14 protein-coding genes are annotated in these 14,170 nt (G+C 72.9%); 5 read left to right on the top strand and 9 right to left on the bottom strand.

Annotation, left to right across the window (positions count from 1 at the left end; all coding sequences use genetic code 11):
* Positions 1–154: 154 nt before the first annotated feature.
* The 3 genes from OG898_RS12810 to OG898_RS12800 all read left to right on the top strand — a co-directional run bounded on the left by OG898_RS12810 (position 155) and on the right by OG898_RS12800 (position 3,090).
* Positions 155–1,102, top strand: coding sequence for an RNA polymerase sigma factor SigF (locus tag OG898_RS12810; protein ID WP_250738524.1), 948 nt, complete (start codon positions 155–157; stop codon positions 1,100–1,102).
* Between the two features lie 247 nt (positions 1,103–1,349).
* Complete coding sequence (locus tag OG898_RS12805; protein WP_243341827.1) at positions 1,350–2,204, top strand: RNA polymerase sigma factor SigF; 855 nt, start codon at positions 1,350–1,352, stop codon at positions 2,202–2,204.
* A 73-nt stretch (positions 2,205–2,277) separates the two neighbouring features.
* Positions 2,278–3,090 (top strand): hypothetical protein, encoded by an 813-nt coding sequence (locus tag OG898_RS12800; RefSeq protein WP_266956832.1) that lies wholly within the window; start codon positions 2,278–2,280, stop codon positions 3,088–3,090.
* A 15-nt stretch (positions 3,091–3,105) separates the two neighbouring features.
* Here OG898_RS12800 and OG898_RS12795 read toward each other — a convergent pair whose 3' ends face one another.
* Positions 3,106–3,345, bottom strand: a complete 240-nt coding sequence (locus OG898_RS12795; RefSeq protein WP_250738526.1) for a hypothetical protein — start codon at positions 3,343–3,345, stop codon at positions 3,106–3,108.
* A 152-nt stretch (positions 3,346–3,497) separates the two neighbouring features.
* On the opposite strand from OG898_RS12795, the gene OG898_RS12790 reads away from it, so the two are divergent.
* Entirely contained in the window at positions 3,498–3,947 is a 450-nt protein-coding gene (locus OG898_RS12790; protein WP_250738849.1) for a MarR family winged helix-turn-helix transcriptional regulator, read from the top strand.
* A gap of 14 nt (positions 3,948–3,961) precedes the next feature.
* Positions 3,962–5,566 carry an MDR family MFS transporter gene (locus OG898_RS12785; RefSeq protein ID WP_250738527.1) on the top strand — a complete coding sequence of 535 codons (1,605 nt, stop codon included), beginning with the start codon at positions 3,962–3,964 and terminating at the stop codon, positions 5,564–5,566.
* Positions 5,567–5,575: 9 nt separating this feature from the next.
* Here OG898_RS12785 and OG898_RS12780 read toward each other — a convergent pair whose 3' ends face one another.
* From OG898_RS12780 to OG898_RS12745, 8 genes are all read right to left on the bottom strand, one after another.
* Entirely contained in the window at positions 5,576–5,731 is a 156-nt protein-coding gene (locus tag OG898_RS12780) for a hypothetical protein (RefSeq protein ID WP_250738528.1), read from the bottom strand.
* 127 nt (positions 5,732–5,858) lie between these two features.
* A complete protein-coding gene (locus tag OG898_RS12775) occupies positions 5,859–8,102 on the bottom strand; it encodes a glycosyltransferase family 39 protein (protein ID WP_266956829.1) in 2,244 nt (747 codons plus the stop codon).
* Positions 8,102–9,367 carry a glycosyltransferase gene (locus OG898_RS12770; RefSeq protein ID WP_266956827.1) on the bottom strand — a complete coding sequence of 422 codons (1,266 nt, stop codon included), beginning with the start codon at positions 9,365–9,367 and terminating at the stop codon, positions 8,102–8,104. The genes OG898_RS12775 and OG898_RS12770 overlap by 1 nt, the downstream gene beginning before the upstream one ends.
* Positions 9,368–9,392: 25 nt before the next feature.
* On the bottom strand, positions 9,393–11,141 hold the full coding sequence (locus OG898_RS12765; RefSeq protein WP_266956825.1) for a cell wall metabolism sensor histidine kinase WalK: 1,749 nt from the start codon (positions 11,139–11,141) through the stop codon (positions 9,393–9,395).
* Entirely contained in the window at positions 11,141–11,908 is a 768-nt protein-coding gene (locus OG898_RS12760) for a response regulator transcription factor (protein ID WP_250738532.1), read from the bottom strand. The genes OG898_RS12765 and OG898_RS12760 overlap by 1 nt, the downstream gene beginning before the upstream one ends.
* A gap of 76 nt (positions 11,909–11,984) precedes the next feature.
* Positions 11,985–12,866 (bottom strand): amidohydrolase family protein, encoded by an 882-nt coding sequence (locus tag OG898_RS12755; protein WP_250738533.1) that lies wholly within the window; start codon positions 12,864–12,866, stop codon positions 11,985–11,987.
* Positions 12,847–13,188: an antibiotic biosynthesis monooxygenase gene (locus tag OG898_RS12750; protein ID WP_266956822.1), complete on the bottom strand. Its 342-nt coding sequence runs from the start codon at positions 13,186–13,188 to the stop codon at positions 12,847–12,849. The genes OG898_RS12755 and OG898_RS12750 overlap by 20 nt, the downstream gene beginning before the upstream one ends.
* Before the next feature lie 103 nt (positions 13,189–13,291).
* Entirely contained in the window at positions 13,292–14,137 is an 846-nt protein-coding gene (locus OG898_RS12745; protein WP_250738850.1) for a DUF2797 domain-containing protein, read from the bottom strand.
* Positions 14,138–14,170 lie beyond the last annotated feature (33 nt).

Raw genomic sequence — 14,170 nt, 5'->3', positions numbered from 1 at the left:
GCTTTTTGCGTTCCCGCACACGGGGCAAGATGCCCTGTTATGCCCAACTTGCCCTCAACACGGCGATATACGGTGCTTGCACACAGTGCACATGTCTTGTGATGCTATGACCGCTTTTGACGGATGAGTTGATGACGTGACGTGAAGGGGTGGCGTGACCGTGCCGGCCAGTACTGCGCCCGAGGTGCCGCCCCAGCAGGACCCGCAGCAGCAGGAGTCCCAGCCCGGGTCCCTGCCCGGGTCCCAGCCGGGGCCCCAGCCGTCGGAGTCCCACGTCCCGCCCCAGCAGGAGGCCCCCGAGGAGCCCACGGGCGCCCCCGTCCCCCAACGGACACAGAGCCGGGGCGCCGACACCCGGGCCCTCACCCAGGTCCTCTTCGGGCAGCTGAAGGACCTGCAGCCGGGCACCAGCGAGCACTCCCGGGTCCGCGGGGCGCTCATCGAGGCCAACATCCCGCTCGTCCGGTACGCGGCGGCCCGCTTCCGCAGCCGCAACGAGCCGATGGAGGACGTGATCCAGGTCGGCACGATCGGGCTAATCAACGCGATCGACCGGTTCGACCCCGAGCGCGGGGTGCAGTTCCCGACCTTCGCGATGCCGACCGTCGTGGGCGAGATCAAGCGGTACTTCCGCGACAACGTCCGCACCGTCCACGTCCCGCGCCGCCTCCACGAGCTCTGGGTCCAGGTCAACGCCGCCACGGAGGACCTCACCACCCTGCACGGCCGCACCCCGACCACCCCCGAGATCGCCGAGCGGCTGCGCATCAGCGAGGACGAGGTGCTCTCCTGCATCGAGGCCGGCCGCAGCTACCACGCGACCTCCCTGGAGGCCGCCCAGGAGGGCGACGGGCTCCCCGGCCTGCTCGACCGCCTCGGCTACGAGGACCCCGAGCTGGCCGGCGTGGAACACCGCGACCTGGTCCGCCACCTCCTCGTACAACTGCCCGAGCGGGAGCAGCGGATCCTCCTCCTGCGGTACTACAACAATCTGACCCAGTCGCAGATCAGCGCCGAGCTCGGCGTCTCACAGATGCACGTCTCCCGACTCCTCGCCCGGAGCTTCGCCCGGCTGAGATCCGCAAACAGGATCGAGGCCTAACCGGATCGAGTGGAGATCATTCTCCGCGTTTCCTGACAGAGTGGCAGATTCCCGCCCTAGAGCAGGCCTATCGTGTTCTGTCGCTGGAGATACTTGTCGACATGGCGCTACAGCGTGTTGCCGACATGTGACATTCTGCTGGAACCGCGTTTGCCGCAGCCCCGCCTCCGGTATTCAGGTGGAGGCTGCGTTCCTCCGACGGGCGCGCAGATGAAGCGCGAACCGTCCGCGACCTCAAGGGGGTGGCATGTCCGTAGACCAGGGCAGCTCACAGGTGCTCACGCTCGTCAAGCAGCGTGAAGTGCCGGCAGTGTCCCACCGCTCGGAAGCCATCGACACCCGGATCGACACCCGCACCCTCTCCCGCTCCCTCTTCAAGCGGCTCGCCGGCCTCGACGCGGACAGTCCCGAGCGGACCTACGTGCGCGACACCCTGATCGAGCTGAACCTCCCCCTCGTGCGCTACGCGGCGGCCCGCTTCCGGAGCCGCAACGAGCCCATGGAGGACATCGTCCAGGTCGGCACGATCGGGCTGATCAAGGCCATCGACCGGTTCGACTGCGAACGCGGCGTGGAGTTCCCGACCTTCGCCATGCCGACGGTCGTCGGCGAGATCAAACGGTTCTTCCGGGACACCTCCTGGTCCGTGCGCGTCCCGCGCCGGCTCCAGGAGCTGCGCCTCGCCCTCACCAAGGCCAGCGACGAGCTCGCCCAGAAGCTCGACCGCTCGCCGACCGTGCCGGAGCTCGCAGCCGTGCTCGGGGTCTCGGAGGAGGACGTCGTCGACGGCCTCGCCGTCGGCAACGCGTACACCGCCTCCTCGCTCGACTCGCCCTCCCCCGAGGACGAGGGCGGCGAGGGCTCCCTCGCGGACCGGCTCGGGTACGAGGACACCGCGCTGGAGGGCGTCGAGTACCGCGAGTCGCTCAAGCCCCTGCTGGCCAAGCTCCCGCCCCGGGAGCGGCAGATCATCATGCTGCGGTTCTTCGCGAACATGACCCAGTCGCAGATCGGCGAGGAGGTCGGCATCTCCCAGATGCACGTCTCCCGGCTGCTCACGCGCACGCTCGCGCAGCTCCGCGTCGGCCTGATCGGCGAGTAGCCTCCGGGCCGCGCGGTCCGGCAATCCGCCGCACGCGCTTCCCAATTGACGGCACGTCAGGAAAACTGCCGGGATGCGAAAGGTATCCCGGCAGGCCGCCGTCCTCGTCCTGAGCGCCACGGCTGCCGCCGCCGCCCTGACCGGTTGCGGCGGCCCGGCGCGCGAGGGCTACGTGGCCCTGGGCGCGGCCGCTCCGGGCCCGGAACGGGGCGCCGGGGAGAACGTCGCGCCCAAGGACCGGGTCGAGTTCCAGTCGCTCCCGCAGGCTTCGCCGGGATCCTCCGCATCCCCCGGCGGCACGTCGGGCAGCACCTCGGCGGAGATCCCGGGTGGCGCCCCGGGCGGTACTCCCGGCGGGGTCCCCGGCGGTACGCCGCCCGGCGCCCCGGGGGCGTCGCCCCAGCCCCCCGGCGGCTCCGCCCCGGGCGGAGGTGCGCCCACCGCTCCCGGCGGCTCCGGGAACCCGCCCGGCACCGCACCCGGCGCGACGCTTCCCACCACTCCGGGCGGCAGGCCCGGGACTCCGTCGAGCCCGCCCCCGAAGCCGGGGCCGGCCACCCCGGCGCCGCCCCCGGCCACGCCGGCGAAGCTGAGCATCGGCGCGCCGACCCGTACCGCGACGGCGGAGCGCTGGTGCGAGCAGGTCACGGTGGCGTTCACCAACACCGGCGGCACGGCGGCCCGTTCGGGCACCGTCGGCTTCGCGACGCACATCATCGGCGCCCTGGGCGTCGACTGGGCCACCATCCACTCGACCCAGCCGCTGCCCGCGCCGATCGCGGGCGGCACGACGAGGACGCAGACCTACCGGGTCTGCGTCGAATCCTGGCGCGTCCCCCTGGGCATGCGCGTGGAGACCCAGAAGGTCACGGCCGCCTGGAACTGAGCCGGCGGGCGGACCTCAGAGCGCCAGCCAGGCCACCACGGCGATCAGGACCAGAGCGGCGACGCCGACCCCGATCCACAAGCCCGCGCCCGGTCCCGACTTGCGGGCGGCACGGTTCTGCATGCGCGAACCCGGGACGGCGGGAGCCGGCACCGGCTCGTCGACGAACGCCCGGAACATCTGGGTGCTGCCCGCGGGGTCGTAGTCACCCTCGGGAGCCTGTGAGTTGTGGTTCGAGTCGTGATTCGCAGCCATGCGCAGGACCCTAGCCGGTTTTCCGATTCCTTTACCGCCCAGCCCTCCGATTCATTTGCCTGTAACAACCATCTGCTTCTATGGTTGCCCGAAGCAACGACATTAGGAGGGGGGTCCCGGTGACCGCAGCAGCAGCCACAGCCGCAGCAGCCGTGACACCCGTAGCGCCCACGCCGACGACCCGTTACGCCGAACTGGCCCGTCAGCTCACCGGCATCGGCGCCGTCAAGCGCGACCTCGCCCGCCTCCTGCCCCCCGACTGCCCGCCCGGTTCGGCGGCCGTGCTCACCGTGCTCGACCGGCACGGCGAGATGCGGCTCGGCCGCCTGTCCGAGTACCTGGCCATCGACATCTCCGTGACCAGCCGGCACGTCGCGCACACCGCCGACCGCGGCTGGATCACCCGCGACACCGACCCCGGCGACGCACGCTGCCGGATCCTGCGCCTGACCCCGGCCGGCCGCGCGCTCCTCACCGAGCTCGGCACCCGCCACACCACGGCGCTGGAGAAGGCCCTGGCCGACTGGTCCGACGCGGACGTCGACCACCTCAACATCCTGCTGGCCCGACTCCGCTCGGGCTTCACGCTTCCAGACAGCTAGACCGAAGGAAACACATGGCTACGACCACACCCACCGGTGTGCGGGGAGGCGGCCGGCCGGAGACCACGTCCGACAGCGCGCCCATGACCCACCCGCAGATCATGAAGGCGCTCTCCGGGCTGATGCTCGGCATGTTCGTGGCGATCCTGTCCTCCACGATCGTCTCCAACGCCCTGCCCCAGATCATCGGCGACCTCGGCGGCACCCAGTCCTCGTACACCTGGGTGGTCACGGCCGCCCTGCTCTCGATGACGGCGGCGACCCCGCTGTGGGGCAAGCTGTCCGACCTCTTCAGCAAGAAGCTGCTGGTCCAGATATCCCTGGTGATCTACGTCCTCGGCTCGATGGTCGCGGGCATGTCCCAGAACACCGGCATGCTCATCGCCTGCCGCGTGGTCCAGGGCATCGGCGTCGGCGGGCTCTCCGCCCTCGCCCAGATCGTGATGGCCGCGATGATCTCCCCGCGCGAGCGCGGCCGGTACAGCGGCTACCTCGGCGCGGTCTTCGCCGTCGCCACCGTCGGCGGCCCGCTGCTCGGCGGGGTCATCACCGACACGAGCTGGCTCGGCTGGCGCTGGTGCTTCTACGTCGGCATCCCCTTCGCCGTCATCGCCCTGATCGTGCTCCAGCGCACCCTGCACCTGCCCGTCGTCCGGCGCGACGTCAAGGTCGACTGGCTCGGCGCCTTCCTGATCAGCGGCGCCGTCTCGGCCCTGCTGATCTGGGTGACCCAGGCCGGCACCTCGTACGACTGGATCTCCTGGCAGACCGCGGCGATGACCGGCGGCGCCGTCGTCCTCGGCCTGCTCTTCCTCCTGGTCGAGTCCAAGGCGAGCGACCCGATCATTCCGCTGCGCCTCTTCCGCAACAAGACCATCAGCCTCGCCTCGGCGGCCTCGCTGTTCGTCGGCATCGCGATGTTCTCGGGCACCGTGTTTTTCAGCCAGTTCTTCCAGTTGGCCCGCGGCGAGTCCCCGACGATGTCCGGAATCCTCACGATTCCGATGATCGGCGGACTCTTCGTCTCCTCCACCGTTTCCGGTCAGGTGATCACCAAGACCGGCAAGTGGAAGGCCTGGCTCGTCTCCGGCGGTGTGCTCCTGACGGCCGGACTCGGCCTGCTGGGCACCCTGCGGTACGACACCCCGTACTGGCACATCGCGATCTTCATGGCACTGACCGGCCTCGGCCTCGGCATGATGATGCAGAACCTGGTCCTCGCCTCCCAGAACCAGGTGGCCGCCGAGGACCTCGGCGCCGCCAGCTCGGTCGTCACCTTCTTCCGCTCGCTCGGCGGCGCGATGGGCGTCTCCGCGCTCGGCGCGGTCATGGCCAACCGGGTCACCCACTACGTCCAGGACGGCCTCGCCGCACTCGGCCCGAAGGCGGCGGCCCTGGGCCATGGCGGAACCGGCGGGGGCGCGATCCCCGACCTCGGCAAGCTGCCCGAGCCCTTCCGCACGGTCGTCGAGTCCGCGTACGGGCACGGCGTCGGCGACGTCTTCCTCTACGCCGCCCCCACCGCGCTGCTCGCACTGGTGCTGGTGGTGTTCATCAAGGAGGTCGCCCTCAAGTCGAAGCCGGCGGCCCACGAGCCGGCAGCCGCCTCGGCGGAGTAGCCGGACGGTCTACGGGGCTGCGGGCGCGGCGGGCGCGGCGCCCGCCTCGGGCGCGGTGTGGGCCTGGATCCCGGCGATCAGGACGTCGAGCGCGAGGCCGAACTCCCCGTCGGGCGGCCGCCGGACCGTGCCCCCACAGCCGTGCAGGAACTGGGAGACGGCCAACCGGGCCCCGGCGCGGGTGGCGTCCGGCAGGCCCGTGGCGTCCAGCAGCCGTACGGCCGCGGCCGTGATCCCCTCCCGGCCCGGAATGCCCGGTCCGCCCCTAGGGTGGGACCGGGTCCGGTGAGCCTCAGGACGTCTGCGAGATCGGTGCGGTGAGGTCGTAGAAGGTGGCTCCGCCGATGGTGGAGGCCTTGAAGTTGGCCCTGACCCAGGTCTCGATGGAGCTGCTCACGCCCCCGCCGGGGCCGCCCCCGACGCGGACCAGGGTGCGGGTCTCCGCGCCGCCGCCGGTCTCGCCGCCGTCTGCGGCACCATCGGTTCCCGCGTCGCTCTGGCCGATGAAGTAGTGGATCTTCCCGGCGCTCACGTACTCCTTGAACTGCTCCAGGGTCGGCGAGGGGTCGCTGCCGTTGAAGCCGCCGAGGGGCATCACCGGCTGCTGCGAAGCGAGCTGGTAACTCGCCGCGTTCTGCGAGCCGATGGCGGCCGCCGCCCAGGTGTACCGGTCCGCGTCGGCGCGCAGCGCGGCCGTGGCCTCGGCGCTGGTCTTCGTCCCGCCGAGCAGGCCGCCCATGCCGCCTCCGCCCGGGCCGCCGCCCGTCCGGGTGCTCCGGCCGTCGTCGGCGGGGCGGTTGCCGCCGGGAGCCTGGCCGCCCGGAGCCTGGCCGCCGGGGGCCTGGCCGCCTGGGGCCTGGCCGCCTGGGGCCTGGCCGCCGCCCTGGGCGGTGGCGCCCGGGGGCATGCCCTGGGGTGCAGCTCCGCCGCCGGGCATCGCGCCCCCGCCCGGCATCTCGAAGCCGCGCATCCCGCCGCCGGGGCCGCCTCGGCCGCCCGCGACCGCGGGGCCCGCCGTGACGATCGAGCCCGTGTGCGGGGTGCTCACCGTGGTCAGGCAGTACGCGAGGGGACCGGCCAGGGCCACGCCCAGGCCGACTGCCGCCACGCCGAGTGCGGTGCGGCGGCCCAGCCGCGCGGTGAACGGCAGCAGCAGGGCCGTGCCGAGTCCGACAGCGAGGACCGACCAGCGCAACCACGGCACGTACTCCGCGGAGCGACCGAGCAACACGAAGGCCCAGTACGACGTGAGTGCGAGGGTCCCGGAGAGCGTGAGGGAGGCGGCCCGGCTGCCCCGCTCCTCCCAGAGGACGGCGATTCCCATGCCGACCAGGGCGGCGATGTAGGGGGCCAGCGCGACGGTGTAGTACTCGTGGAAGATGCCCTGCATGAAGCTGAAGACCACCGCGGTGATCAGCAGCGCCCCGCCCCAGGCCAGGAAGGCCGCGCGGGCCATGCCCTCCAGCGAGTCGGTGGCCCGGCGGGCCCGCCAGGTGACCACGAGGCCCGCGACGAGCAGGATCAGCGCGGCGGGCAGCAGCCAGCCGATCTGGCCGCCGATGTTGGAGGAGAACATCCGGTCGATGCCGGTCTCTCCCCAGCTCATCCCGCCGCCGCCACCGGTGCCGCCGGCCATGCCCTCGGCGGCCGTGCGGCCGCCGCCTCCGACGCTGCCGGTCTCCTCGCCGTTGATCCGGCCGAGGCCGTTGTAGCCGAGGGTCAGTTCCAGGAAGGAGTTGGTCTGCGAGCCCCCGATGTACGGGCGGGAGGAGGCGGGCCACAGTTCGACGACCGCCACCCACCAGCCGCCGGCCACCACCATCGCGAGGGTGGAGAGCAGCAGCTGTCCGAGGCGCCTGCGCAGCCCGGTCGGCGCGCAGACCGCGTACAGCAGGGCGAGGGGCGGCAGGATGACGAAGGCCTGCAGGGTCTTGGTCAGGAAGGCGAAGCCGACCGCGACCCCGGCCCAGACGAGCCACTTGGTGTGCGCTCCGTCCAGGGCCCGGAGGACGCAGTACACGGTGACGGTCATCAGCAGGGTCAGCAGTGCGTCGGGGTTGTTGAAGCGGAACATCAGCGCGGCCACGGGCGTGAGCGCGAAGACGGCTCCGCTGATCAGGGCCGCCACCGGGCCGAACTGACGGCGTACGGCCGCGTAGAGCACGGCGGTCGTTCCGACGCCCATGAGGGCCTGCGGGACGAGGATCTGCCAGGCCCCGAGCCCGAAGAGCCGGACGGACAGCATCATGGGCCACAGCGCGGCCGGGGGTTTGTCGACGGTGATCGAGTTCCCCGCGTCGGAGGAGCCGAAGAAGAAGGCCTTCCAGCTCTCGCCGCCGGCCTGGACCGCGGCGGAGTAGAAGGAGTTGGCGTAGCCGGAGGCCCCCAGGTCCCACAGCAGCAGGACGCCGGTGGCGAGGAGCAGCCCGAGGTAGGCGGGGCGTTCCCAGCCGGGCCGCGCGGCGTGCGCCCGGGCGGCCCTGTGCGACGGGGCGGCCGGGGAGGGCGGGTGGAGCGGTAGCGCTGCCGTGGTCATCAGGAGTGGTCCTTCGCGGGAGTGGCGCGCCGTTCGGGGAAGACCCAGGCACGGAAGAGCAGGAACCGCAGCACGGTGGCGGCGAGGTTGGCGGTGACCAGGACGGCCAGCTCGGTGCTGTGCCCGGGCGCGGCGTTGGCGGCTCCGAGGGCGGCGAGCGATCCGCTGGTCAGGGCCAGTCCGATGGCGAACACCACGAGCCCCTGGGCCTGGTGGCGCACGGCGCGGGCCCGGCCGCGGACGCCGAAGGTGAGCCGGCGGTTGGCGGCGGTGTTGGCGACGGCGGAGAGCAGCAGCGCGGCGGCGTTGGCGAGCTGGGGGCCCGCGGCGGTCCGGGCCGCGGAGTAGAGGAGCAGGTAGAGGAGGGTCGACAGGGCTCCGACCGCGCAGAAGCCCAGGAGCTGGCGGGCCAGCCCGCGCGGCACGCCGGGCAGGGCGGCGCGGTCGCGCGGATCGTCCCCGAAGGGGCGGGCGAGCCGGTCCAGCGGGAGCGCGCCGACGGCCAGCGCCCTGCCCACGCGCCAGACGCCCTTGAGGTCCTCGGCGGCGGTGCGGGCGATGTGCACGGTGGAATCGGGGTCGTCGACCCAGTCCACGGGGACCTCGTGGATCCGCAGCCCGGCCCGCTCGGCGAGGACGAGCAGCTCGGTGTCGAAGAACCAGCCGGAGTCCTCCACGAGCGGCAGCAGCCGGGTCGCGACCTCGCGGCGGATCGCCTTGAAGCCGCACTGGGCGTCGCTGAAGCGGGCGGAGAGCGAGGAGCGCAGGAACAGGTTGTAGGCGCGGGAGATGAACTCCCGCTTCGCTCCCCTGACCACCCGCGAGGAACGGGCCAGGCGGGTGCCGATGGCGAGGTCCGAGTGGCCTGAGATCAGCGGGGCGACCAGCGGCAGCAGGGCGTTGAGGTCGGTGGAGAGGTCCACGTCCATGTACGCCAGGACGGGCGCGTCCGACTCCCCCCACACGGTGCGCAGGGCCCGGCCGCGGCCCTTCTGCTCCAGCCGGGTGCTGCGCACCCCGGCCACGGAGGCCGCGAGATCGGCCGCGACCTCCGGGGTGCGGTCGGTGCTCGCGTTGTCGGCGATGGTGATGCGGAAGGGGTACGGGAAGGTCCGGGTGAGGTGCTCGTGGAGCCTGCGCACGCAGGGGCCGAGGTCCGTCTCCTCGTTGAAGACCGGGATCACCACGTCGAGGACGGGCTCGCCCGGTACGGGCGCGAGGGGCGCCCGTACCGGGAGCGCTCCGGGAGAGGTGTCGGTAGGCATGACCCGACCCTCCCCGGCCGGGCTGTCACCGCTGTGTGCTGACCCTGTGGCCCGTCTGTGAGTGCGGCTTCGCGGCGTTCGGCTGTGCGGCGCGCGGCTTCGCGGCGTGCGGCTTCGCGGCGTGCGGCTTCGCGGCGGCGATGACGGCGGGCGAGGCGGCGGGGGCCGCCGGGGCGGCCAGGGGCAGCCGGACCTCGAAGGAGGTGTGGCCGGGGGCGCTGCGGACGTCGACGTGGCCGCCGTGGGCCGAGACCACGGCAGCCACGATGGCCAGGCCGAGGCCGGTGGAGCCCGCCGAACGGGAGCGGGAGGCGTCGCCGCGGGCGAAGCGCTCGAAGACGTGAGGCAGCAGCTCGGGCGGGATGCCGGGGCCGTCGTCCTCGATCCGGAGGCGGACGGCGGATGTTTCACGTGAAACATGCGCCGTGACGGTGGTGCCGGGCGGGGTGTGCGTCCGGGCGTTGGCCAGCAGGTTCACCAGCACCTGCTGGATCCGCGCCGGGTCGGCGTGGACGAGCGCGGGATCCTCGGGTAGTTCCAGGCGCCAGTGGTGGTCGTGGCCGGCGGCCCGGGCATCACTGACGGCGTCCACGACCAGCGGGGCCAGATCGGTGTCGCACATGGACAGCGGGCGGCCCGCGTCGAGTCGGGCCAGCAGCAGCAGGTCCTCCACCAGACCGGTCATCCGGGCGGCCTCGGACTCGATCCGCCCGAGGGCGTGCCGGGTGTCGGGGCCCGGCTCCTCGCGGCCCCGGCGGGTCAGTTCGGCGTACCCGCGGATCGAGGCCAGTGGGGTGCGCAGTTCGTGGCTGGCGTCGGCCACGAACTGCCGTACCCGGGTCTCGCTCTGCTGGCGCGCGGTCAGCGCCGAGGAGACGTGGCCCAGCATCCGGTTGAGGGCCGCGCCCACCTGTCCGACCTCGGTACGGGGGTCGGCCTCGGCGTCGGGGACCCGCTCGTGGAGGGCGGGCTCGCCGCTGTGCAGGGTGAGTTCGGAGACCCGGGTGGCGGTGGCGGCGACCCGGCGCAGCGGGCGCAGGGCGACGCCGACCAGGACCTGTCCGGCGAGGGAGGCGGCGATCAGCCCGGCGAGGGTCACGAAGACCTCGACCGCGATCAGGGTGTGCACGGTGGAGTCGGCCTCGGCGAGCGGGAACCCGAGCACGACGCTGCCGACGCTGCCGCCCGCACTGCCGACGTTGCCGACGGGCGAAGCCAGCACCCGGTAGCGGCCGAGGCCGGGCAGCTGCAGTTCGACCGCGTCGCCCGGACTGCGGTCCGCGGCCTTGTGCGCGGCCCCGGCGAGGACGGAGGTCTGGTCCGGGGTGAGGGGCGGGTGAGCGCCGGGCCCTGACCCGGACCCGGACCCCGACCCGCCGACGGCGGCGCTGCGCTGGCTGCGGACGCTCTCGACGGCCTTGCCCTCGGCATCGAAGCGGACCCCGACGGCCCCCAGCGGGGATCCGGGTCCCATGACGACGCCGAGGTTGTTGTTCTCCCGGGGGAACTTGCCCGCGCCGGGGCGGCTCGCCATCTCGACGGAGACGCGCAGCTGTTCGTCGACCTTGTCGACCAGGTACGAGCGCAGCGCGACGGTGGTGACGGTGCTGATGGCCGCGCCGACGACGGCGATGAGGGCCACCGCCGAGACGACGAGCCGGGTCCGCAGCGACCAGGGCCGCCGGCTCCACCGGGGGCGGCGGGGGCCGGAGGGGCGCCCGGGGCGGCCCGGCCGGCGGGGACGGCGGGTGCGCCGGGGCTCTCCGGCCGCCATTAGTCGGCCGGCTTGATCAGGTAGCCGGCGCCACGACGGGTGTGGATCATCGACGGAAGGCCGGTACCGGCCTCCAGCTTGCGCCGCAGGTAGGAGATGTACAGCTCGACGACGTTGGCCTGACCGCCGAAGTCGTACGACCACACGCGGTCCAGGATCTGCGCCTTGCTCAGCACCCGGCGCGGGTTGCGCATCAGGTAGCGCAGCAGCTCGAACTCGGTCGCGGTCAGGTGGACGTCCTGACCGCCCCGGGTCACCTCGTGGCTGTCCTCGTCGAGCCGCAGGTCGCCGACCTCCAGCACCGACCCGCCGCGCGCGGCCTGCGCCGCGCCGGAGCGCCGGACCAGGCCGCGCAGCCGGGCGACGACCTCCTCCAGGCTGAAGGGCTTGGTGACGTAGTCGTCGCCGCCGGCCGTCAGACCCGCGATGCGGTCCTCGACCGAGTCCTTCGCGGTCAGGAACAGCACCGGGACCTGCGGGAGCTCCCTGCGCAGGCGGCCCAGGACGGCCAGCCCGTCCATGTCGGGGAGCATGATGTCGAGCAGGACGACGTCGGGCCGGAACTCCCGTGCCGCGCGCACCGCAGCCGCACCGTCGCCCGCGCTGCGGACCTCGCAGCCCTCGTAGCGCAGGGCCATGGAGAGCAGCTCGGAGAGGGCGGCCTCGTCGTCCACGACGAGGACCCGGCACGGGGTCCCGTCGGGCCGGACGAGGGCCGTGTGGTTGCCGGTGGACGTGGACGCGTGGGAAGTGGTCGTCGCAGTCATGCGTACACGCTGGCCGCCGCCCGTGAGAGCGTTCTTGCCTGAAGCTGTGAATTGCCTGAGAAACCCCTCCCGCCCCTCAGGCCAGGCGGAAGAGCCGGGCTGCGTTGTCGTGGCAGACGGCGCGCAGCCAGGGGTCGCCGAGGCCCAGGCGTTCCAGGGCCTCGAGCTGGTGCTCGTAGGGGTAGGGGATGTTCGGGAAGTCGGTGCCCAGCAGGATCCGGTCGCCGAGGTCGGCGAGCCGGCCGCGGTCCTGCGGCGGGAAGCCGCTGAACTGCTCCGAGAAGTCGGTGAAGGCCATGGTGGTGTCGAGGCGGACCTCGGAGTACCGGTCGGCGAGGTCGAGGAAGTCGGCGTACTCCGGCATCCCCATGTGCGCGACGATCAGCGGCAGCCGGGGGTGGCGGGCCAGCAGCCGGGCGATCGGCTCGGGTCCGGTGTGCTTCCCAGGGACGGGCCCCGAGCCGCAGTGCACGACCGTCGGGATCCCGGCCTCGGCGAGGAGCCCCCAGACCGGGTCGAGCCGGTCGTCGGTGGGGTCGTAGCCGCCCACCTGGAGGTGGGCCTTGAAGACCCGGGCCCCCGCCGCGACGGCCTGGCCGACGTACTCCCGCACCCCGTCCTCCGGGAAGAAGGTCGCGGTGTGCAGGCAGTCGGGGGTGCGCGCGGCGAAGTCGGCGGACCAGGAGTTGAGCCAGGCGGCCATGGCCGGCTTGTGCGGGTAGAGCATGGCGGTGAAGGCCCGGACCCCGAACTCCCGCAGCAGCGCGACCCGCTGCTCTTCCTCGTGCCGGTAGGTGATGGGCCACTCGACACCGGTCAGCGGGCCGACCGCGTCGAAGTAGTCCCACACCTTGTCCAGGACCCGCTCGGGCATGAAGTGCGTGTGTACGTCGACCAGCCCGGGCACCCCGAGCCGTTCCCGGAGCGCCCGGACGGCCTCAGCCGTCTTCGCGGACAAAGCCGTGGCTCCGCTCGACCGTCGCGATGTGCAGCGTGTAGCTCTCGTACCAGTCGGCGCGGCCCTGCTTCATCGCCGCCTGGTGCTCCATGTCCTTGCGCCAGAGGGCGAGGGACTCGTGGTCGCGGAAGTAGGCGACGGTGATGCCGAGCCCGCCGGGCGTCCGCGCCGACTCGTAGCCGAGGAACCCCGGATTGCCGCTGACGAGCTCCGTCATCCGCTCGAGCGTCTCGGGGTATCCACCGTCCTCGGCGGTCCGGACGCTGGTGAACACACTCATGACATAGGGAGGTTCGAAGGCCTGTACGGGCTGAATGGTCATGCCCACCACCCTCTGCGGCCGGTACGTGGCATGTCCACCGGAAAACGGCCCGCACGGCCAAAGGGATCCAAGTTTTGACCTTGGGGCCCCGCCGCCCTCCCGGTCAGAACAGTCCGTCCTGCGCGGCCCCGGCGTCCCGGCCGCCGGCCGGGATCCCTGCGACGGGCACATCGGTTTCGCCGCCCGCCCCGGGCGCCACCAGCTCCCACCCCGCGAGCAGCCGGGTGTCCACCACCAGCCCGTCGGCGAAGTGCAGATCGGGCCCGGCCGCGCCGACGAGCCGGCCGGCGACGGTCCCGCCGGGCACCATCTCGGTGATCACCCGGGCAGGGACGGGCAGTGCGTCGAGCCCGAACACCCCGGCGTGGTCGGTCACCTCGCACGCCAGCCTCTCCAGCGACTCCGGCCACCCCTCCAGCGCGACCGCCCGTGCGTGCAGGGCCGCCACCTCCGCCGCCCGCTCGGGCCCCGGCGGCACGTCTCCCCGCACGGACCGCTTACGGGCATAGGCGATCCGGTCGGGCACCCCGAGGGCCGCCCGCAGCAGTTCCTCGGTCCGTCGGGTGGCCATCAGTGGCCCGCGCCCCAGCCAGGCCCAGGCGACCGCCCCTTGCTCCAGCAGCCGGACCGACCCGCGCTCCTCGGCGGTGATCCCGACCTTGACCAGTCCGGCCCCGAACCAGGCGAGGTACACCCGGTAGGTACGCGGATCACCGGCGTTGGTGTCGGCCGCCACCGAGAAGGAACGGTCCAGGCCCGCGCACTCGGGACACTGGGCGTTCCCGGTCCGGCCGGGCACGGTCCGCTCCGTCGGGCACGGCGTCCGCCGTCCGGCCCGCCGGATGCCGAGGCAGTGGCGCTCACCCCGGGCGGCGAAGGCGAGCGGCTGTCCGTACCAGAGGAGGCTGGTGCGCTCTCCCCTTCCCGGACCCCGCCCGTACCAGCCCATGGCGGGCCGGCCGTCACTCCACCGGAGGCCGGT

Origin of the sequence: Streptomyces sp. NBC_00193 (assembly GCF_026342735.1) — a bacterium.
Classification (GTDB): domain Bacteria; phylum Actinomycetota; class Actinomycetes; order Streptomycetales; family Streptomycetaceae; genus Streptomyces; species Streptomyces stoeckheimensis.
Note: the sequence above shows the minus strand (reverse complement) of the source record. Positions and strands in the feature narration are given on the sequence as shown.

Excerpts from the sequence above, each read along its gene's own strand:
- OG898_RS12750 (WP_266956822.1), bottom strand. The coding sequence starts at position 13,188 with ATGACCATTCAGCCCGTACAGGCCTTCGAACCTCCCTATGTCATGAGT.
- OG898_RS12745 (WP_250738850.1), bottom strand. The coding sequence starts at position 14,137 with ATGGGCTGGTACGGGCGGGGTCCGGGAAGGGGAGAGCGCACCAGCCTC.
- OG898_RS12800 (WP_266956832.1), top strand. The coding sequence starts at position 2,278 with ATGCGAAAGGTATCCCGGCAGGCCGCCGTCCTCGTCCTGAGCGCCACG.
- OG898_RS12795 (WP_250738526.1), bottom strand. The coding sequence starts at position 3,345 with ATGGCTGCGAATCACGACTCGAACCACAACTCACAGGCTCCCGAGGGT.
- OG898_RS12785 (WP_250738527.1), top strand. The coding sequence starts at position 3,962 with ATGGCTACGACCACACCCACCGGTGTGCGGGGAGGCGGCCGGCCGGAG.
- OG898_RS12775 (WP_266956829.1), bottom strand. The coding sequence starts at position 8,102 with ATGACCACGGCAGCGCTACCGCTCCACCCGCCCTCCCCGGCCGCCCCG.
- OG898_RS12765 (WP_266956825.1), bottom strand. The coding sequence starts at position 11,141 with ATGGCGGCCGGAGAGCCCCGGCGCACCCGCCGTCCCCGCCGGCCGGGC.
- OG898_RS12760 (WP_250738532.1), bottom strand. The coding sequence starts at position 11,908 with ATGACTGCGACGACCACTTCCCACGCGTCCACGTCCACCGGCAACCAC.
- OG898_RS12805 (WP_243341827.1), top strand. The coding sequence starts at position 1,350 with ATGTCCGTAGACCAGGGCAGCTCACAGGTGCTCACGCTCGTCAAGCAG.
- OG898_RS12770 (WP_266956827.1), bottom strand. The coding sequence starts at position 9,367 with ATGCCTACCGACACCTCTCCCGGAGCGCTCCCGGTACGGGCGCCCCTC.